The organism is Rothia mucilaginosa, from assembly GCF_019334805.1.
In the GTDB taxonomy this organism is placed as follows: Bacteria; Actinomycetota; Actinomycetes; order Actinomycetales; family Micrococcaceae; genus Rothia; species Rothia mucilaginosa_C.
Genome location: NZ_CP079822.1, coordinates 287,917 through 308,939 on the forward strand (window position 1 = coordinate 287,917; position 21,023 = coordinate 308,939).

Genomic DNA, 21,023 nt, shown 5'->3' on the forward strand with positions numbered 1-21,023 from the left:
AAAAACGCTCATTTATCCTTCTTTTCTTTGACCTCAACACCATGTGGACGCGGGGTGCCGCTGTTATTCCAGCCCCACGCTCGGGATTTCGGCGGGTTCTCCTCACGCCAATCCATCCAGCGGCGAACCTCGGATTCGAAATAACCCCAGGTGTTGCCGGTACGCGAGGCGGGGTGCAGGTCACCCTTCTTGCGCGCGCTGTTCACGGTCGCGACCTCTACCCCGGCCATTTTTGCAACTTCTGAACTCGTCAAATACACGGTGAATTCGTGTTCCGTGTGTTCCGTTTTCTTTGCCATTGCTGTTATCCTTTCTTCTGCGTGTTTCCATGATTTCACGCCCTTCTGTCCCTCTCGTTTGGGGGTCCCCGGTGCCTTTTCCCACGCCTGTTTTTGGGCGGTGGCACCGGGGTTTTTATATTCTTGCAGTCAATAAGCAGCCAACCATCTGGACAGTATTAGTCACGACTATAATGCCTACCAGCTCAAACAACCAGACGCCAAGACCTACTACAGGTATTCGGCTTTCATCGCCATTTCTAGATGCCCTGCAGGCTCTGAGAGTAAACCCAGCCAAGACCAGCGAGAAGTGGGCGGCAACAACGAATCCGGCAACGCCGAAGCTTAACCCCTGCTAGTACGAGGAACATCGGCTCCCCTCTCCAGCCGGGAGCCTAGGAGGGGGATCACCCCCGCTTGCGCGGGGAACACTCCTGACCGTCCAGAACCGACCATTCAACGAACGGCTCACCCCCGCTTGCGCGGGGAACACTCCTGACCGTCCAGAACCGACCATTCAACGAACGGCTCATCCCGGCTTGCGCGGGGAACACACCTAACCCCAGAATCACCATCGTCTTAAGCTCGGCTCATCCCCGCTCGCGCAGGGAACACTACGTCCCCGCAGCGGCGGCATGTGCAACGGCGGGCTCATCCCCGCTCGCACAGGGAACACACGAAAACCGACACCACCCATCCCCTGCGTCCCGGCTCATCCCCGCTCACGCGGGGAACACCACAGGGAAATTTCACCCTGGCAGTAAAGGAACGGCTCATCCCTGCTCACGCGGGGAACACGTGTACAGCTCGCGTGCTTCAGAGCGGCGGAACGGCTCATCCCCGCTCGCACGGGGAACACACTTTATTTAGCTGATATGAATATCGTAGCGCCGGCTCATCCTCGCTCACGCGGGGAACACCAGTTTTTCGCGACTGAATGTCCAGCCAGTCGAGGCGCATCCCCGCTCGCGCGGGGACCACCCAGCAAGGCCAATCATCACGTCAGCCGGGACGGGCTCATCCCCGCTCGCACGGGGAACACATCACCTGGCACGTGCTCGCCTCCTGCCTCTGGGGCTCATCCCCGCTCGCGCGGGGAACACTTGCCGAGTATGAAGATGAGGTACGTGCCCGCCGGCTCATCCCCGCTCGCGCGGGGAACACCATCATTGAGGAGTCGAGTAGCACGCATACGGGGGCTCATCCCCGCTCGCGCGGGGAGCACCTGGCAGCCGAAAAGATCAGGATGAGCGCGTGGGGCTCATCCCCGCTCGCGCGGGGAGCACACCCGCAAGGGTTTCGCGGAGACCACGCAGACGGGCTCATCCCCGCTCGCGCGGGGAGCACCGGCTTTTTGATGCTGGTCTGTCTCATGGCCTGGGCTCATCCCCGCTCGCGCGGGGAGCACGTACCAAAGCTCACCCGGTGTGCCAACAGGTCGGGCTCATCCCCGCTCGCGCGGGGAGCACGGTTCTGACAGAGAATCACAGGGGCGAAGGCGGGGCTCATCCCCGCTCGCGCGGGGAGCACGGTTCTGACAGAGAATCACAGGGGCGAAGGCGGGGCTCATCCCCGCTCGCGCGGGGAGCACCTAGTAGGATTCCTAGCAAGTCCATTATTTGCGGGCTCATCCCCGCTCGCGCGGGGAGCACTAATGCCGTAGGGCGGGTCGGTGATTAGGGCTGGGCTCATCCCCGCTCGCGCGGGGAGCACGGTAACGAATTGGTAGGGGGGGGGTACCAAATCGGGCTCATCCCCGCTCGCGCGGGGAGCACAGGCGCTAAACAACATTGCCCTAGCTGAGAAAGGGCTCATCCCCGCTCGCGCGGGGAGCACCCGAGCGGGCGGGAGGGGGTGGCGAGCGCCTTGGGCTCATCCCCGCTCGCGCGGGGAGCACGCGACATACCGATACTAGACGCATAATGCCCGGGGCTCATCCCCGCTCGCGCGGGGAGCACCCGTCGCCTATGGTCAGTCAATCGAGGTTGAGGGGCTCATCCCCGCTCGCGCGGGGAGCACGAGATTCAGGACTATGACGGTATCCCTTTGGGGGGCTCATCCCCGCTCGCGCGGGGAGCACTTCTTGGGGTGCAGCCTGATGCCGGTCACGGCGGGCTCATCCCCGCTCGCGCGGGGAGCACCAGTGCACAAATCCCGTTGGGCGTTGCCGTTGGGGCTCATCCCCGCTCGCGCGGGGAGCACCAGTCCGTAAGTATATGCGAGGCGTACCGGGGGGGGCTCATCCCCGCTCGCGCGGGGAGCACTAATCTTCATGGTTTAGTGTTCCTCTCGGTTGGGGCTCATCCCCGCTCGCGCGGGGAGCACGACTCCATCAGATGCCATACATCCTCGCCGTCGGGCTCATCCCCGCTCGCGCGGGGAGCACGCAGAGCATCGCTTACCAAGAGCAATCCGAGGGGGCTCATCCCCGCTCGCGCGGGGAGCACGGCGGGGTCATACTCCTCCTCCCACAGAAGAAGGGCTCATCCCCGCTCGCGCGGGGAGCACACGTTCGTTCTATCGTCGTTCGACTGTGAACGGGGCTCATCCCCGCTCGCGCGGGGAGCACCTGAGACTATGGCATCTGCAAAGGCTACCGATGGGCTCATCCCCGCTCGCGCGGGGAGCACGCTGGTTCGCTGGGTGAGCAGGTTGCCGCCGCGGGCTCATCCCCGCTCGCGCGGGGAGCACGCACCAAGCACCGAAGCCAATTCATTGTAGGCGGGCTCATCCCCGCTCGCGCGGGGAGCACCCGGTTCTGGCTTGCTTTCGCATTCCAGGTAGGGGCTCATCCCCGCTCGCGCGGGGAGCACACATAACCGGACTGCGTGACGTTGGGGTCGCCGGGCTCATCCCCGCTCGCGCGGGGAGCACCCTGAATTTGTGTTCCGGTAAACCAGCGCCGGGGGCTCATCCCCGCTCGCGCGGGGAGCACAGTGGACTTCTTCTAGCGGTCGTCCCGGCGTGGGGCTCATCCCCGCTCGCGCGGGGAGCACGCTGTGGTGTGTAAATCGCCGTGGACTTCCAAGGGCTCATCCCCGCTCGCGCGGGGAGCACTCGCCAGCCTTAAACAGTGCATCCCTACCGGCGGGCTCATCCCCGCTCGCGCGGGGAGCACGCTCTGAATCCCCGGGTTGGTGAATCTTCTGTGGGCTCATCCCCGCTCGCGCGGGGAGCACTGCCTCAGCGTTGGCGGTGAAGAGGGCGCCCAGGGCTCATCCCCGCTCGCGCGGGGAGCACTCTGCATCCCAGAACTTGATGAACTGACGCCAGGGCTCATCCCCGCTCGCGCGGGGAGCACCATCCAGGAATGGGCACTCATGGTGACCGTCACGGCTCATCCCCGCTCGCGCGGGGAGCACTCAGACTTGCCGCCCACTTCAGAACCATAAGTCGGCTCATCCCCGCTCGCGCGGGGAGCACTCTGGCGGTGTTCGTCAGGGACGCGCGCGATGGGGCTCATCCCCGCTCGCGCGGGGAGCACTGTGCCGGGTATGAAGGTTTTGTAGTGCATCGGGGCTCATCCCCGCTCGCGCGGGGAGCACTGCCATGATGTTATGTCCTTTTCTGATTTGCTGGGCTCATCCCCGCTCGCGCGGGGAGCACCATAGGCTAGTAGCAGAGAATCGGACAGCTTGGGGCTCATCCCCGCTCGCGCGGGGAGCACATGCCGGTGCCGGTTTCATAGAGCACGCCAGTGGGCTCATCCCCGCTCGCGCGGGGAGCACGAGCTCGCGTAATGCTCTGGAGTCTGCCGCGCGGGCTCATCCCCGCTCGCGCGGGGAGCACTTGCGGTGGTTGAGGCTGCTGAAGAGCTGGCCGGGCTCATCCCCGCTCGCGCGGGGAGCACTGGGTTGCCTCTCCACCCGTGAGCCATTCTCTGGGCTCATCCCCGCTCGCGCGGGGAGCACAACCAGACCCACCCGCACCGGGTGGGTTTTTCGGGCTCATCCCCGCTCGCGCGGGGAGCACCGACCTCGCCGGTCACAACGTCCACAGATTCAGGGCTCATCCCCGCTCGCGCGGGGAGCACGTCAGGCGCATATGGATAGGCACGTCGGTGACGGGCTCATCCCCGCTCGCGCGGGGAGCACGTCAGGCGCATATGGATAGGCACGTCGGTGACGGGCTCATCCCCGCTCGCGCGGGGAGCACCAGGAGCTGCTCGCCATGCCGACCCGCTTTTTGGGCTCATCCCCGCTCGCGCGGGGAGCACAGGACTCGGCTATTCAGAAGCTCGCAAAGTCGGGGCTCATCCCCGCTCGCGCGGGGAGCACGCAAGCCGCGCCGCTCTGCATAGGGTATCAGTGGGCTCATCCCCGCTCGCGCGGGGAGCACTCATATAAGGCTTCTTGAATTTTGTCAAGTCGGGGCTCATCCCCGCTCGCGCGGGGAGCACTCCCTAAAGGGGACAACGACAGCACCCCCACCGGGCTCATCCCCGCTCGCGCGGGGAGCACTCATGGCTGGCTATAACGCGGGTCCGGGTGCCGGGCTCATCCCCGCTCGCGCGGGGAGCACGGGGTTATGAAAGCTCGACAGGGTGCCGATACGGGCTCATCCCCGCTCGCGCGGGGAGCACTCTCCTTCTTATGTCGGTTCAGTTCGCGCGCTGGGCTCATCCCCGCTCGCGCGGGGAGCACAAACCTGACCTGGACAAGCTGACGCGCGCGGTGGGCTCATCCCCGCTCGCGCGGGGAGCACGGCTCCATTGCTGAGAACATCGGCGCGGGTTGGGGCTCATCCCCGCTCGCGCGGGGAGCACTCATTGAGGCGCTTCAGGCGGGTGCGAATTGCGGGCTCATCCCCGCTCGCGCGGGGAGCACGCATCCTGCGCAGGTTGCCGTCTGATTCTTGGGTGGCTCATCCCCGCTCGCGCGGGGAGCACCAAGGAACTATATATTTGTCACAAGTACAAAAGGGCTCATCCCCGCTCGCGCGGGGAGCACGTGGTACTTCGGACGGATACCTCCTCCGGGACGGGCTCATCCCCGCTCGCGCGGGGAGCACGTAGCAGTTGCTGAAGCCATTGAGGTCATCATGGGCTCATCCCCGCTCGCGCGGGGAGCACCAGCATGACCGCGCCGCCGTGGCTGCGGGAACGGGCTCATCCCCGCTCGCGCGGGGAGCACCGGCGCTGTTCCTTCGCCAACTTGCGGGCGCTGGGCTCATCCCCGCTCGCGCGGGGAGCACTCACGCAGACCGCCGCCGAGGCATGGTTTGCCGGGCTCATCCCCGCTCGCGCGGGGAGCACCAGCGCTAACGCAGCCCAAACCTTTCTGCCGTGGGCTCATCCCCGCTCGCGCGGGGAGCACATGCCGCCGTGGTAGGCCAGCTCAAGCAGGGGGGGCTCATCCCCGCTCGCGCGGGGAGCACTCTGAGGTAATTACCGCCCCGCGCACCGTATGGGGCTCATCCCCGCTCGCGCGGGGAGCACCACCTTGACTCCTCAGACCGCGAGCCGCGACGGGGCTCATCCCCGCTCGCGCGGGGAGCACTCCTCGCTACTGAACAGCGAGTCCGCTGTTACGGGCTCATCCCCGCTCGCGCGGGGAGCACGAAACAGGGGATGCAGGCCAACGTTATCATGGGGGCTCATCCCCGCTCGCGCGGGGAGCACGCTTCGTGAGCTTACCCCGCTAACTACCTTTGGGGCTCATCCCCGCTCGCGCGGGGAGCACTCACTGAGTGAGTCGTAGACGGTGACGCGGTAGGGCTCATCCCCGCTCGCGCGGGGAGCACGTGGTGTTTACGGTTTCCCATTCCCCGGCGGCGGGCTCATCCCCGCTCGCGCGGGGAGCACCTAGCGCAGAGGTCTAATACTAACGGCAACAAGGGCTCATCCCCGCTCGCGCGGGGAGCACGCTGATATCGCATTCATGCGTGAGAAGGCGGCGGGCTCATCCCCGCTCGCGCGGGGAGCACCACGCGCAGAGCCAGCGGTTGACTCCGCGCGAGGGCTCATCCCCGCTCGCGCGGGGAGCACCAGCCGCTGCATCTTTGAACCTCGACGGTGAGGGGCTCATCCCCGCTCGCGCGGGGAGCACGATGTCGTGGCAGTGAGTCCGGCAGGGCATCGGGGCTCATCCCCGCTCGCGCGGGGAGCACATTCTGTAGCACCTTCTCTTCTCATCCGCTTAGGGCTCATCCCCGCTCGCGCGGGGAGCACACCGGAAATATTCTAATGGGTGTTAGCGACCTGGGCTCATCCCCGCTCGCGCGGGGAGCACGGGGTCACCTGTTGCACCCCGGGGGGTCACCTGGGCTCATCCCCGCTCGCGCGGGGAGCACCGCATGAATAGCGGTAGCGCGCCGGTAATCGCGGGCTCATCCCCGCTCGCGCGGGGAGCACTTCCGGTCGAAGCTGCGGACTTCGACCCGTGGGGGCTCATCCCCGCTCGCGCGGGGAGCACTTTTGCTCCGCTGGCCCTGTGGCTGGCCTGTGGGGCTCATCCCCGCTCGCGCGGGGAGCACCTAAGCTCCGGTATAAAACCGTTGTGCTCTTGGGGCTCATCCCCGCTCGCGCGGGGAGCACGTGGTGTTTACGGTTTCCCATTCCCCGGTGACGGGCTCATCCCCGCTCGCGCGGGGAGCACGTCTAGGATGATGTTCTAAACACCCACAGGCTGGGCTCATCCCCGCTCGCGCGGGGAGCACCTTTTGCGTTTCTCTCACCCGAAAAAGAAGCCGGGCTCATCCCCGCTCGCGCGGGGAGCACCCGGTAATCGCGTTCGGGTGTCCCAGCGAGGGGGGCTCATCCCCGCTCGCGCGGGGAGCACCGTGGATTGCAAGGTCACTGAATCTCCGACCTGGGCTCATCCCCGCTCGCGCGGGGAGCACCCTGCAACGCCCATGTGGGCATGGTCGCCGGTGGGCTCATCCCCGCTCGCGCGGGGAGCACACTTGCTGACATGGGGCTTTACCCCCTACATCAGCAAAATAGAATCACTTTGGAGCCAGAGCCTGTATCCAGAATACACGATAAACAGTTATTCTTAACCACGACGAGCACGGCGATACTTACTCGCCTTACTCCACCCAGATTTTGGCACCGTTTTGCGAACCACCGGGCGATAAATCAGCTTCACACCCTCAAAGTCGACAGGCTCCCAATCCGCATTATTCACCCGAAACTCAAGCCGCTGCTCATTATCCTCCGGAAACACCATCGTCGCCCTACCAGTGCCACCCGACTCCAACACACGTGCCCACAACTTCTCACGAATCCTGGCACTCACACGCCCCACAAACACGCCAGGATTAATCTCCAAAAGCCACTTCGTCAAATCACCACGAAGACTCACCGGACAAGCAGACAAAACAATAACAATCATCAGTCCACCCCTCCATCCCCATAATTCATGCCACCGCGCTGAGCCTCACCCTGCTCATTCCACAAACCCACAACATCCAGCTCAAGCATCTCCTCAGGAACCTCCTCAGACAACAGAAGCCGCTGAATATCCCGCACAACCCGCTCCATCACCCTCTCAGAACGAATACGGTCACGCACCGCCCTACGCGTCACAGACCCAATATCCATCCCCTCCGTATAGCCAGAAACCACCTCAAACGCAGCAGGAATCGTAATCTCAGCCTTATACAAATCAGCAATGTCATACACAAAAGACCAAGAATTCCCGGTATGCACAAACCCCAGCCCAGGCGCACACCCCAAAGAAACAATCGCTGCATGAACAATCCCATACAACGCGGCATGCGCAGCCGACAACGCCTGATTAATCGGTGACCCATCACCAAAATTATTCGGATCATACTCACGGCGTTCCCACGGAACACCAGTCCGCTCAGACCACTGCCTATACACAGAACGCACCCTAGCGCCCTCCCTACCACGCAGCTGCTGCATCGTCAGCTCGCTCGTGTCCTCACCAGGAAAACGCCACTGATACATCATGCGCGCCACAGCCAAACGGCTCCGCGTATTCGACACCAACTTCGCCTGAGCAATCAACAGACGCGAAGAACGAGCCACAGACTTACCGCTCGCATAATAACGAACACCCTGCTCGCCAACCCACACCACCGTAGTACCGCACTCCCCCAACAAAGCCATCGCCTGATGAGTAATACGAGTACCCGGCCCCAACAGCAAAGCGCTCAAACTCGCAGCAGGGCAATGAACCACGCCCTCTTCCTTCACAAACGTCACCGCACTATCCGCACGGGAAATCGTCGCATGCTCCACATACACAAAACTCAAACGGTCAGAACTACGAAACAGCTCAGACGAGCTCGGAGGAATAGCCCCCTGCATGATCTTCTCCTATGAACATCAGCGTGCCAGCATCGGCACAAAGTATGAGTGAATAAAGAAAGGGCGGGGCACCATCACACAGAACAGTCCCCCGCCCTTCACCCGCATTACCTAGCGGGACAGAGGCGCCAACGTCAGAAGGCCCATACCGTACGCCTTGCCCCTGCCCATACCGGAAAGCAGAGACTTACGGAATAGCTCAACATCAGTGATGCGAAGAACGCCGTCGAACTGAGCCTTACGATGAGTCACCTTACCGACCTTGCCCTCAGCGTTACGGCGGGCAAACGCAAGGTCCTGACGAGAAGAAACCATCGGGCACTCCTCAACATCCTGACCCTCAACCGTGGGAATTACTTCAAATCCCCATTGCGGAGCACGCTCACGAATCCACGCCTGCTGTTGCTCAGCCGTCACGTGCGGGAACGTGTCGCGCTTACCCGTCTGCTTATTCGTGTGACGCTTCACAGGGTTTGCGGCAAGACGGAAAGCCCACTCCTGACCGTTCTCCAACTTCGCCAGCAAACGACCATAATGAGCACTCTCACCAGGGCGAGTCTGCCAGCCAGCCTGCTCCACAAGAGCCGAAAAATCAGGCTTCTCAGGGCTCAACATGTACAGAACCGGAGCATGTTTAGACTCATCCAAACGCCACAGGATGCGGCTCTCAGAATAATCCGTATCCGGCGGCAAAGTCGCCATCACAGCTGCATGCATCGCCTGCGGGCTACGCAACAACTTCCACGCGCCACGACGCTGTGGATTAATCATGAAACGAGAAAAATACGTCATGCGTCTATCACCACATTCAAGAAATCAGGTTCGGCAGGGCTCTCGGAAGATTCTGCATCAACCGAGGAGGCTGCAGCATGAAGCTTTCGTCCTTGAGGATTCTCCAATACCAGAGGCTCCGCAGTAACCACCTCACGGGCAGCATATTGACGGTACTCCGGGCTGAAACTCACCGGAATATCCTGAACCAAATCACCGCGCTCACCAGGCAACGCATCACGCAGGATGCGCAACGCTACCGGGCTCGGAAAATCCTTACGACGATACTCAGGAACCTGCCACTCCAACGAACGCAGAGCCTCCTCAGCAGACTCCTCACGGATACCCAGGACAAGGTCGTAACCAGCCGGGCACGCACGCCGCCCAAGATACAGAGGATATACAGGCTTCTTCAGCGCAGACTCGATAGTCTCCAACTGTTCGCGTTCCCCATCGAGAGCCACTACAAAAACAGCGTCAGAAAGGTACATGCGGGTCGAAAGAGAAACCGCGCCCTTCGGGCTCTTAGCCCAGTTCTTAGCGGTCTGATAGTCACGAATCAGGGTACCAGAGGCATCCGTACGCACCGCGAACTTCAACGAAACCAAGTCATCAACCGGCTCGTTACGCGAGCGTCCCAAGGCTGCAGCGACCATTCCAATCACGCCAGATTTGCTCGGCTCATGTCCGGCATCACGGCGACGGAAACGGCTCTGAGTGCCCCATGACTGCAACGGCCCGCTCATCTTCAAGAGCAGGGTAGGCATTAGGACTCCTGAGAGGTGAGAGCAGTCAGCTGAGCTTCCAGGGACTCCAGCAGACCCTTCAGAGTGACAGACTCGCCCAGACCAGCCAGTTCTTCCTTGAGGTCGCCCAAAGCCAGAACATACGAAGCGACCGGCTCGTAACCGTATGCTTCTTCAATGTTCTTAGCTTCAGATGCGAGCGCACGAGCTGCGACTACGCGGCGGCCCTCAACCTCGGTGATAGCCTTCTCAAAGGCGTTCACGTAGGAGATGGGGCGGTCGTTACGAACGGTCACGATAACCGCGTCAGGCAGGGTGCGTGCAGCGAAAGAATTCTGCTTACCGGTAGGCATGGAGTTAATGAAGGAACGGACAAACGCCAGAGTTGCCTCAACACTTGCAGAAACATCGCCCAGGTTAGCGTTCAGTGCATCCAGGTTGATGTTGGCGTAGCGGTAGAAGGTGCTTGCCGCCATCTCAATGGTGCCGATCATGCCCGCACCGGTAGAGTCATCGGAAGAACGAACGACGTCATCCACTGCAGTGTAGTAGTCAAAATCGGGTTCGGAACCGTGGACGCTCAAAGCGTGTGCTACCTGGCAAGCCGCATCAACGTTGAAATCGGGAGCATCCGCCAGCATGCGACCGAAGAGAGCAATATCAACGCTGTGGTTGGTATCAAGGATTTCCTTAACCTGCTTCGCGGGAAGCTTCTCGCCGTTAGCTTCGATGATTGCCTGCACCAACTTGTCAATCTGCTGGTTGCTCAGCAAGAGCAGGTAGCCAGAAACAGGACGTCCTGCTTCTTCGCCTTCCTTCGCCTTAGGTTCCTTGAGCGTAATACCTGCAGCCTTGAAAGCTGCAACAACAGCCGTTTCAGCCTTCTCAGCATCGAACTCGGGCGCAAGCTCCAAGATACGCGCCACTACCTTGTCAGCAACCAGGCGGGTACGTACACCCAGCTGCGAGCGGTCAAGATGCGATTCAAAATCGCGGCGAATGACGGACTTCCAAGCCTGGCTGGAAACACGCTGACGCTGAACGCCGCCAAAGAAAGCGGACTTGGGGCTGCCGGTATCGTCACGGTTAATATTCGACGGGGGCAGGGTCTGCAGGGCGTGGATGTCGACGAAAGTAGTCATGATGTTTTCCTTCTTTCAGGAGTAATAGTTACTTAGTGGTTTTGCTCGCAGCAGCGCGAACAGGGATGAGCCCGTAGGAGAAGTCGCGGTTCCAGCGGTACATAACCTTTTGACGCGTCGCAGGATTCAGAAGACGCATGTAATCCACCGCAAATCGACCGTAATCGAAGGCAATACCTTCGGAACGAAGCAGAGTAATCAGGCTACGCAGGTAATGCTGGCGAGCATTCTCCGTCTGAGCGGTCAGCAGAGAATCAAAACGCTTCTTCATTGACGTTGCGGTGTCGCCAACCAGCTTGCCTACCGCGTTGCCAAAAGAAACCTCTGCATCGTGCATGGGCTGGTTCTGCGACTGCTGATGCAGAGCAAAAAGAGTCAAAGCAGTGTACGCAGCGCTCTCCGCATTACTCGGCTGGTCTCCCCTCCCTCGGTACTGTTCAGGAATACCTTCAGTGCCATCTTCCTTTTCCAGGATGATTCCTAAGAGTTCCGGGTACTGAAAGGGCGATGCACCCACACCTCGGCGAAGCTGAGCAAGCTGAGCCGTGGCTGCTGAGACACCGTTACTTTTCTGGTGGTACAGGCGCATCACTTTTGCCACGACGAAACGTTGTAGCTCATCCTGCGCGGTGTAATCACTCATTGGTTTCCTCCTTGTCAGAGTGAGATGTAGAGTCCTGGTAAGCCAGGGGAATAATCTTACGCAGGCGAGCATGTAGCAGGCGATCCGCACGCGCAACATTGTAGAGAACTTCATTACCAGCAGGGTCCTTACCGAAGGTACCCAGCATGGCTTTGGGGCCAGCGTTGTATTTAAGAAGGTCTGATTCTTGCGTGATTACGGCACGTACACGGCTTTGCCACTCCTTCTTTTTCTCAGCGATATCTTCCGATGCTCGCTGATCTGCAAGCCAGAGGCGGAAAGCATCTTCCATACGGTTCAGGAGAGCTTCAGTAGCATCCGCACGGAACTCGTATTCCCGACCTGCCGCTTGTAGAAGCTGTCCAGCAAACTGCCCAAGAGCGATTGCCGCGTCCATGGTGGTTTGGATGTTCTCGCGAACCATCTGGGACGCACTCACGCCTTCATCAGTCAGCAGAGAAAGCTCAAGAGTCATAGAGTCAGAAATAATGTTCTCGATGATGGAGCTCTGGGTACCGTATTCGACACCCACCAGCTGAACCTGTACCTCCGCATCGGTCGGGAAGTACCTTCCCGAACCCAGCTGACGAATCACGGGAGCAGGCTTATTCTGCTTCTCAGATTCCGGGGTAAGACGAGTCAGCAGAGCATCAGCACCACGCCACAGGGTACGTTCAGCCGCGTGAGTCTGCGGCATCCATACCTGTTCGGTCTTTGACGACTGATTCTTGCTGTACCGATACCCCGTCAGAGGGTCAGTATAGGTATTGCGATCAAGCCACTTATCACCGTTGGAGATAAGTACCGAAGTCACACGATTGCCGTCATGATGCAGACGGATGCGACGTGACTGCCAGGTCAAAATCTCGCACATACCGCTCGCGGGCACCGGCTGGTCCTTGTACTGAGCCGCAGGACCACCAGTGTATGCACGCGGTGCTGCGGTATCAGGTTCAGCACGTTCCCAAACTGGAACGTCTTGTTCGAATGACTCTTTATCGGTCAACTGCTCGTAGTCCAGGCTGTACAGCAAGGTTTCCATCATGTTGGCGCCGTGAACAATCACCTTGCCGGTGGCGCCGTACCAGCCAACGCCCAGAGGATAGCCCTTGCCACCCTTAACACGGGGGTCACCTACAGCACCAGATTTAATACCTGAGTAGTCGTAGGCATGAAGCGTTACGAGATACCGAGCTGCTTCAGCAAAGCTCAGAGACTTCAATGTCACCTCAGCCCGCTGCGAGAAGTACTCGCTTTCAGAATCCAAAACCAAGCGACTAACAGGCTTCGTGTCCCCCTTTGCCGTATGCAAATCATGCACCTGCATAAAGGGGCGCTCGCCGCCTACCAACCAGAAACGATCCTTGAAAATTTCAAGGTATCCCAGAACAGCAGCCAGGTTATTAGCGTCAGGCTCACGCATCTGGCGAATCCATTGGGCCGGACCATTAGAGGTATCGATACTGTCTGCAAGGAAGGATGCACGAGCAAAAATCACGAGCACGACACCAAAAATTGCAGTATCCGTCAGCGGGTTATCCGATTGAATTCGGTCAATCTCATACACCCGTTTGAAATAATCGCGCAGAGACAGCTCGACTACTTCGCCCGACTTAAGCCGGGCAAGAATCCATGCTTCATCTACAAGATTGAACCTAGGTTCTTCCATGACAACCATTCCCACTCCTTTCTTCTTTGAAATCAGCTCCTTGTCGAATGACGAACAAGCGAGCACAATATCGGACTCTGGTCCACAATGAGAGTAGACCAGGTAATTAAGCCTTGTCAGTAGGTTCTTTGAAGAGCCTTCATTGGCTTGTTGAGTTCATCATAGGACCATCAAGAAGGTTAAGTCAAGAAAATCAACTGTATTAATCACATGTTTAATATTTTTGATATGCTTAACCGAGAGAGAAAGCAGAATCCCCGCTGACGCAGGGAACAACTCAAACCAACTGTCAATAACCACATTGGCTCATCCCCGTCTGCTTCGGGGAACATACGCCTCGCACCGCAGCGAAGTACGCACTAGTCTATCGTCTAAGGAGAATCATGGCACCCGCCCCTGAGCATCTTTCAACACCTGAAACGGCATCATTCTGGGCAAAAACAGGAGACAAGGACTCCCCTACCCGCGGCCTCTCCCTCGTTCAGCACATGCTCGATGCTGGTTCTGTTGCCGCCCGCCTCTGGGATACGTGGCTCGCCCCCGGTCTGCAGAAGCGTTTTAGTGAGCACCTCCACCTTTCTATGGAAGATACGCGCGCACTTGTATGCTGGCTCGCCGCCACCCACGACATGGGCAAAGCAACCCCCGAATTCTCCGGGCAGCTCGATGCACGACGCGACGAAAACCTCGCTATATACCGTCAGCGTATCGAGCAGCAGGACTTTGAGTTCCCTGAAGACCTTGTGACCCCCACTAGCGGTATGCGCTGCCCCCATAGCAAGTACAGCCAGAGTATTCTCATTCATCTGCTCACCAACAATATCGAGGGCATGCCGAGTAAAGTCGCTGAAACTCTTGCAAGTATTTCCGGCGCGCACCACGGCACACCAGCAGACTACCTCTCTGCATCCACTGAACTGAGCAACGTCATTTTGGAGCGTCTCTCCCCCAAATGGCATGCCACCTGGCAGGAACTCTACGACATCACACTGGAACGTTTCGGTGCATCCTCGGCGTTACAGCAGCTAGCACAGCACGGACAGGTTATCCCCGTCTCCGTGCAGTTCTGCATTACCGGTTTCGTCATCATGTCAGACTGGATTGCCTCAAACCCTGATTTCTTCCCCATGGGAACCTTCGGCTCAGCCGAACAGGAACAGCGAGCGCGCATCGGCTGGCAAGCTCTCGGGCTTGAACAACGCTGGATCGCCGCGCTGGATACCCACCCCGGCGCACCTGCAGTTAATCTCTACGCATCCCGTTTTGGGTGGAAGAATCCCACCCTACGCCCCATGCAGGAAGTCGTAGTCGAAGCGGCACGCTCCATGCAAAGCGGCGGCATGATGTGCATCGAAGCACCCATGGGTCAAGGTAAGACCGAAGCCGGTCTTATTGCTGCCGAGTTCCTTGCGCAGGCAACCGGTCGCACCGGTGTAGCCTTTGCTGCACCAACTCAGGCAACTTCTAATGCCCTCTTTGACCGTGTTATCGAATGGGTGGAATACCAGACAAATAACGTGGCGCAAGAACACGGCGGACCTATTGAGCCGCACTCCATGTTCCTGGGTCATTCCAAGAACCGGTTCAACAAGTCCTATGAGGCACTCTCCAAAGCAGATATTTTCGACGAGTCTTCTACCCCCGGGCGAGAAAACAACCGAAAAACGCTACGCCCCGGAACGTCCCTCGCGCGACACAGCTGGCTCAGCGGTACAAAGAAGGGACTTCTCTCCAGCTTCGTTGTGTGCACCATCGACCAGGTTCTCATGACCGCTCTGCAAGCACGGCATGTGATGCTCCGATACCTTGGGCTTGCGTCTAAGGTCATCATCATTGATGAGGTTCACGCCTACGACGCATACATGAACCAATACCTTTCTACTGCGCTCTACTGGATGGGTCAAATGAATGCGCCCGTCATTCTCATGTCAGCGACCCTGCCGTCAGCCACTCGTGATGATCTCATGGAGCACTATGCCAAGGGTCTGAAGGTTGGAGCAGAACCGAACAAAGTAGCTGCTCCTGCTCCCCCATCACAGAATGACCTGATGGCGAAAATGAAAGCTCGACTCGCAGGTATTCAGGCAGCACCTAAGCCGGAAGCGTCCGAAGAACCCTTCCTCGATCTGGATTACCCCGTCGTCCACACGCTCACCGCCGAAGACAACGGAACTCCCAAGAAATGGAAGGTTGAACAGCCCGTAGAGCAAACCGAAATCGAGCTGAAACTCATTGACGACAGCCCCGAAAGCGTCCTGAACGTGCTCGAACCGCTCGCCAATGACCACGGATGCGCCGCAGTCATCTGCAATACCGTTGGCCGAGCCCAGGAAATGCACGCATTTCTGAGTGAACGGTTCGGTGAAGAGCACGTAATCCTCACGCACTCTCGCTTTACCGCCACACACCGCGCCGAACAAGAAGAAATTCTTGTCTCCAAGCTCGGCAAGAAGGCACACTACAGCAAAGCTGACGGGGAGGATTCCTCGCGCCCGCACCGCCTCATTGTGGTGGGTACGCAGGTCATCGAGCAGTCACTTGACCTGGATTTTGACGTGATGATTACCGACTTCGCGCCGGTTGACCTGGTACTTCAGCGCATGGGACGTCTACACCGTCACGATAGCCGCAGCAGCTCGGAACGCACCCCCGCATACCGCAAGCCGGTGTGCTACGTGCGAGGAGTTGAAACTTTCGGCTCGCACATTGAGGCACCCGACTTCCCGCGTGGATCCAAAGCAGTCTATGAGCCGATGATTCTGCTCAGCAGCTACGCACAGCTACTCCCCCACTTCGACGGTGAGCCGATTCGAATTCCTGCGGACATCAGTCCGCTGGTGCAGAAGACCTACCAGGAAAATACGTCTACTAAGATTCCTAGTGCCTGGGCAGAAATCTACGAGAACGCCAAGCAGGAATACGAGAAGGGTAAAGAACAAGCCAAGGCCCGAGCTGAAGGCTATCTGCTCTGCGCGCCTCAGGGTGAGTACACCATGGCGGGTTGCATGAAGAGTCTTCTCCAATCCAACGACCGGCGATTCTCTGACGAACAAATCGGCGAGGCAAAGGTTCGCGACACCGACGCGTCCCTGGAAGTTATCGCAATTGTGGTAGAACGGAACCAGCCGGGCAATCCCAAGAGCGCGATTAAAAACTACCGACTCTTGCCTTCCATCAACGGTACAGACGAGGCTGATTCTCTCTGCTTTGACGCTTCAGCCGATGACCCACCGACTTACTGGCAGAGCATGCAACTTGCGGCTTCATCGATTCGACTCCCCTACCAGTACTCAGATGCACCCAACCACCGCGTCAGGGGTGGGATACTCCGATTCGACGCTGCACTCGACCAGCTGGAGAAGGAACGCATCGAGAACTGGCAGAAATCATTCATGCTGGAGGGGCAGCTCATCCTGCCCTTCGAAGAGGTCGAAGCAGGCGTGTACTCGTATATTCTCTGCGACCACGAGCTGGTGTACAGCACCCAGCTAGGCCTGCAGAGCTTCAAGCTTGATAACGAAGACTAGCCAAGACAAACAAAGACCCCCTCCGGATCCTCACGTGGAGCATCCGGCGGGGGTCTTCACTTATAAAACTTTTCGGCGCAGTTCACGCATTCACACTGCACGGTTTCGCAGCGTCAAGCAGCAGCTACTCAGACTCGCCGAGCATGCCCTCACGAGCCAACGCAGTCAAACGAGACACCGCACGGAAGTACTTCTTCTGATAACCACCAGCCAGCATCTCCTCGGTAAACACCTTGTCAAAAGGCACACCCGAAGAAACAATCGGCAAGTCCTTGTCATACAGGCGGTCAGCCAACACCACAAAACGCAGCGCCACCGACTGCTCAGTAATCGGGTGAACATCACGCCACGCAATACCATCCAGGCCATCAATCAGCTGACGGTAACGCGACGGGTGCACCTTCGCCAGATGCTCCACCAGGTCAGCGAAGTTATCAACGCCAACAGTCTGGCCGCCGAACACTTCCTCAACCTTCGCATCAAACGCATCATCAGCAACAGGCTCCGGCGCAGCAGGCAGGCCACGGTGACGGAAATCCTCACCATCCACACGGTGCACCTCAAACTGCGAAGCAAGCACCTGAATCTCACGCTTAAAATCCTCAGCCGCAAAACGGCCCTCACCCAGCGCACCAGGCAGCGTGTTCGACGTCGCCACAAGCTTCACGCCAGCATCCGCCAGCTCACGCATCAGACGAGACATGAGCACAGTATCACCCGGATCATCCAGCTCAAACTCGTCAATACACACCAGCTTGTAGCTGCTCAACGCCTCAACCGTCTTACGGAACGTCAACGCACCCACCAGGTTCGTGTACTCCACAAAAGTACCGAACGCCTTCGGGCCATCCACATAATGCCACAGCGACGCCAACAGGTGAGTCTTACCCACACCAAAACCGCCGTCAAGGTACAGGCCAGCCTTCGTCGAATCCTTCTTCTTGCCCCCAAACAGGCGACCAAAGAAACCGGCACCAGCGCCGCCACCATTAATCTTGTCGCCAAAATCCTTCAGCTTCTGCACAGCCTCAGCCTGCGACGGCTGATTCGGATCAGGAATGTAGCTATCAAAAGACACTTCGCCAAAACGCTCAGAGGGGCGGAAACCCGCCAGCAACTCATCAGCAGAAACGCGAGGGATGCGGTCGGTCAAGTGTACGGTCGTGGTGGGCACAAAAACTCTTTTCTTCAGTGACGGCGATGTGACTTCCGCTTTAAGTGTAGTACTGTCTAACACCCCGCGTGAGTCGCATGAGTTGCCCGCCACATTGCGGGCACGGGGAGGGAGTGGGATGTGGGTGTGTTGGGTGTGTAAGTGCTGTGCGGGGATACGGAGGCGAGCAGGGTGAGGATGTGCCGGGGTTTGCTTCAGGCGGGGACGTCGTTGGCTGGTTCTATCTCGGACGGGGTGCTGCGTTCGATAGGTTAGTGTCTTCGCCGTGGGTTTTATACCCGCGGAGGAGGCAATAGCCTATCGAATATTCCCTTAACCTATCGGCTATTTCTCCACCCTACTGTCTACTCCCCTAGCTTGCTGTTCATTCTTTTGGTCCGCGGCCCTCTCCCCTGGTCTGCTGCGGGAATTCTTTTATCGGGGAACACTCACCGCTACATGTAAATTCTTTGCGTGCAGGTACTTATTTGATGCATAAAGCATTGAGGTATTCGTATGGTGATGTTTCGTCGCTGTAGCACCCAAAAGAATGCAAACGACCGCAAACATGCGGTAGGGTGGTAACTGTAGTGTTCCATAGCGCATTGATGCGTTTGTTGGGCGCGCTACGGGGCTGTTTTTCTTCCGGCAGTCAGTTTGACCTGTGAATAACGGTCTGACTAGCAACTAAATAACACACCGTCACCGATGATAGGAGCGTATCTTCTATGGATTCGACCATTTTCAACCGCCGTACCCTGCTGGGTAGCGGCGCACTCATGGGACTCAGTGCCCTGCTTGCGGCATGTGGCCAGCAGGCAAATAACGAGGCGGCAGCCACCGCCTCCGCGGCGCCGAGTGAGACCGCTTCGGCATCTGCGGCAGCTTCTGAATCTGCATCAGCTTCGGCAACCTCGTCTACTATCCGAGGCTACTCTGGACAGTCCAAAGCCCCCGACGGCGAATACCGTAAAGCCGACGGCTACGGACCCGCGCAAAACGTACCCAAGCCCCCGAGCCGGAAACAATACCCCGAAACTCAGGAGGGCGCTCTCAACATGATCAACGACTGGACTATAGCCCACAACTATGCAGTCCAGACGGGTGATTGCGAATACGCTAAAGCATATGTGAAACCAGAAACTGACGAAGAAAAATTCTACGGATATGTCGAACGCCTTTATAAGCGCGGCGGATGGATCATTAATGGTCTCGACAAATATCAGCTCGATGGTCAGTTTATTTATGATGAAAAAACTAAAGAATACACCCTTATGCTGAAGCATATTTGGGAATTCGTAATGTATGTTGAGCCCGACGGGTCATACACCGAAGACACGAATACGGCCGAGGGGGACGATAGCGGCGCTTACATTCTCAAATATTCGGATGGATTTTGGACTGTCGTTGGCTCACTTTCTCAAGAGCAGCTGAAGGAAAAAGGGTCGTTGAAATAGCATGTTCCATATCAGAGAAATGGGAAGTGCATATATACTCACTTTTGCTGTTATCACATCATCTGTTTTTATGAGCGTTCCTCCTGCGAACAGCCAGGAATGCAGTAGCGATAACGGCCATGCTATATGCCTCACTAAGGAAAAGACTCCACAACAAAACTTTGCGAGGAAAGGCACCCTAGATACTAGGATAGACTCACCTGCCGCTAAATCATCCCTTGAAATAGAAGCGGAGAACCAGCGGAAGGAAGAAGAATTCCGTAGAAATTATGACGAAGTAAAAGACAACTTGGGGCAGCCTATGTATATTCCCAAAGGTAATGCGCGCAAGCAAGGTGAAGCGGAATGTCTTGCAGCGGGAAGACAACCTGGTAAATACAGCCGTATCCGTGAGATGCCTATTAGTGGCGAAGAGGTAAATTACAATCCGAAAACAGGACTAGGAACATATTGCCAGCCACTTGATACCAAAACTCTCACCTCTAATGACCCCGCGCAACCCAAGGGCCCTTCTCCTGAAGAAATGCTCCAAGAAGTTGAGGACCAATTCGCTAAAACCGATATCCAGGCCCCTGTACTGAAGCAGTCCTATAACCTTGGCTCTGGTCAGGGCGAAGATAACCCTAACGTCTATAAGAACCAGGCCGTCAACTTCTACGTCGACGCACCCACCGCACGATGGGAAGGCGACCTCATGATCGGCCACGTAGAGATGGAATCCTACCCCACCCAGATGACCATCCAATACGGCAACGGTGACGAGGGCAGCTTCTACACCATGGGCAAGCCGGTCAGCAGGGCACGCGGCGAAGAGCCACGCAAGACCGCAACCAGTTATGCGTATCAGCGGTCGGGCAACTTCCATGCCTACGCAACGGTCTCTTACTCTGGTCGTTTCCGTGTGAACGGCGGTGACTGGCATGCTCTGGATGTCGTGTTGACGAAGGAAACTGTCGATCCGTTGCTGATCCGTGTCTGGTGGACCGATGTGGGACGCGTGGCTGGCGACTGCAGCTATGACGACACTCGTTGGGGCTGCAAGAATGATCCGACCATGGGTAAGAAGGATAACCCGAACCCTCGCCTACGCAAGGCCGATATCCGTACCGGCCAGCGTTGGCACCTCAACGATAACGGTGACGGGGATACGGAGTATTCGCTGCACCGCGACTGGCCCGATATGTAAAGCCCGCCGCGGGTCTTACGTTGAGAAGCCACATGTTCGCCGAGAAGCCACTTCTTTCGTGGCTTTTCGAAACACATGTGGCTTCTCAGCTATCGGGGTTATTCCCTTCGGCTGTTTAGTCTTCCGGTTTCTAGCCAGCCACCTATTCACACTTCACACCGATACGAGGAATG

Annotated in this window: 12 protein-coding genes and 1 CRISPR repeat array; of the genes, 3 read left to right on the forward strand and 9 right to left on the reverse strand. The window is 58.3% G+C overall.

Translation table 11 applies throughout. The features are described from left to right. Window positions 1-8: 8 nt before the first annotated feature. From LPB405_RS01105 to casA, 8 genes are all read right to left on the reverse strand, one after another. Window positions 9-299 carry a helix-turn-helix domain-containing protein gene (locus LPB405_RS01105; RefSeq protein ID WP_219101615.1) on the reverse strand — a complete coding sequence of 97 codons (291 nt, stop codon included), beginning with the start codon at window positions 297-299 and terminating at the stop codon, window positions 9-11. 565 nt (window positions 300-864) lie between these two features. After that, a CRISPR array of direct repeats spans window positions 865-7,179; the repeat unit is 29 nt; unit sequence GGGCTCATCCCCGCTCGCGCGGGGAGCAC. A 94-nt stretch (window positions 7,180-7,273) separates the two neighbouring features. After that, a complete protein-coding gene (gene cas2e, locus LPB405_RS01110) occupies window positions 7,274-7,612 on the reverse strand; it encodes a type I-E CRISPR-associated endoribonuclease Cas2e (RefSeq protein ID WP_219101616.1) in 339 nt (112 codons plus the stop codon). Beyond that, complete coding sequence (gene cas1e / locus LPB405_RS01115; protein WP_219101617.1) at window positions 7,612-8,556, reverse strand: type I-E CRISPR-associated endonuclease Cas1e; 945 nt, start codon at window positions 8,554-8,556, stop codon at window positions 7,612-7,614. The genes cas2e and cas1e overlap by 1 nt, the downstream gene beginning before the upstream one ends. A gap of 111 nt (window positions 8,557-8,667) precedes the next feature. After that, the gene (gene cas6e, locus LPB405_RS01120; protein ID WP_219101618.1) at window positions 8,668-9,348 is read right to left on the reverse strand and encodes a type I-E CRISPR-associated protein Cas6/Cse3/CasE; all 681 of its coding nucleotides are present in this window, start codon (window positions 9,346-9,348) and stop codon (window positions 8,668-8,670) included. Beyond that, window positions 9,345-10,094 (reverse strand): type I-E CRISPR-associated protein Cas5/CasD, encoded by a 750-nt coding sequence (cas5e, locus tag LPB405_RS01125; protein ID WP_219101619.1) that lies wholly within the window; start codon window positions 10,092-10,094, stop codon window positions 9,345-9,347. Before cas5e ends, cas6e begins: the two co-directional genes overlap by 4 nt. Beyond that, window positions 10,094-11,215: a type I-E CRISPR-associated protein Cas7/Cse4/CasC gene (gene cas7e / locus LPB405_RS01130; protein ID WP_070688854.1), complete on the reverse strand. Its 1,122-nt coding sequence runs from the start codon at window positions 11,213-11,215 to the stop codon at window positions 10,094-10,096. Before cas7e ends, cas5e begins: the two co-directional genes overlap by 1 nt. Before the next feature lie 28 nt (window positions 11,216-11,243). Continuing rightward, on the reverse strand, window positions 11,244-11,858 hold the full coding sequence (gene casB, locus LPB405_RS01135) for a type I-E CRISPR-associated protein Cse2/CasB (RefSeq protein WP_219101620.1): 615 nt from the start codon (window positions 11,856-11,858) through the stop codon (window positions 11,244-11,246). Beyond that, window positions 11,851-13,536 (reverse strand): type I-E CRISPR-associated protein Cse1/CasA, encoded by a 1,686-nt coding sequence (casA, locus tag LPB405_RS01140; RefSeq protein ID WP_219101621.1) that lies wholly within the window; start codon window positions 13,534-13,536, stop codon window positions 11,851-11,853. Before casA ends, casB begins: the two co-directional genes overlap by 8 nt. Before the next feature lie 374 nt (window positions 13,537-13,910). Here casA and cas3 point away from each other — a divergent pair, with 374 nt between their 5' ends. Next, the gene (cas3, locus tag LPB405_RS01145; protein WP_219101622.1) at window positions 13,911-17,054 is read left to right on the forward strand and encodes a CRISPR-associated helicase Cas3'; all 3,144 of its coding nucleotides are present in this window, start codon (window positions 13,911-13,913) and stop codon (window positions 17,052-17,054) included. 124 nt (window positions 17,055-17,178) lie between these two features. On the opposite strand, the gene zapE is transcribed toward cas3, so the two are convergent. Next, window positions 17,179-18,228 (reverse strand): cell division protein ZapE, encoded by a 1,050-nt coding sequence (gene zapE / locus LPB405_RS01150; protein WP_049327058.1) that lies wholly within the window; start codon window positions 18,226-18,228, stop codon window positions 17,179-17,181. 707 nt (window positions 18,229-18,935) lie between these two features. Here zapE and LPB405_RS01155 point away from each other — a divergent pair. Further along, window positions 18,936-19,664, forward strand: a complete 729-nt coding sequence (locus LPB405_RS01155; RefSeq protein ID WP_219101623.1) for a DUF6318 family protein — start codon at window positions 18,936-18,938, stop codon at window positions 19,662-19,664. A 523-nt stretch (window positions 19,665-20,187) separates the two neighbouring features. Further along, entirely contained in the window at window positions 20,188-20,850 is a 663-nt protein-coding gene (locus tag LPB405_RS01160; RefSeq protein WP_219101624.1) for a hypothetical protein, read from the forward strand. Window positions 20,851-21,023 lie beyond the last annotated feature (173 nt).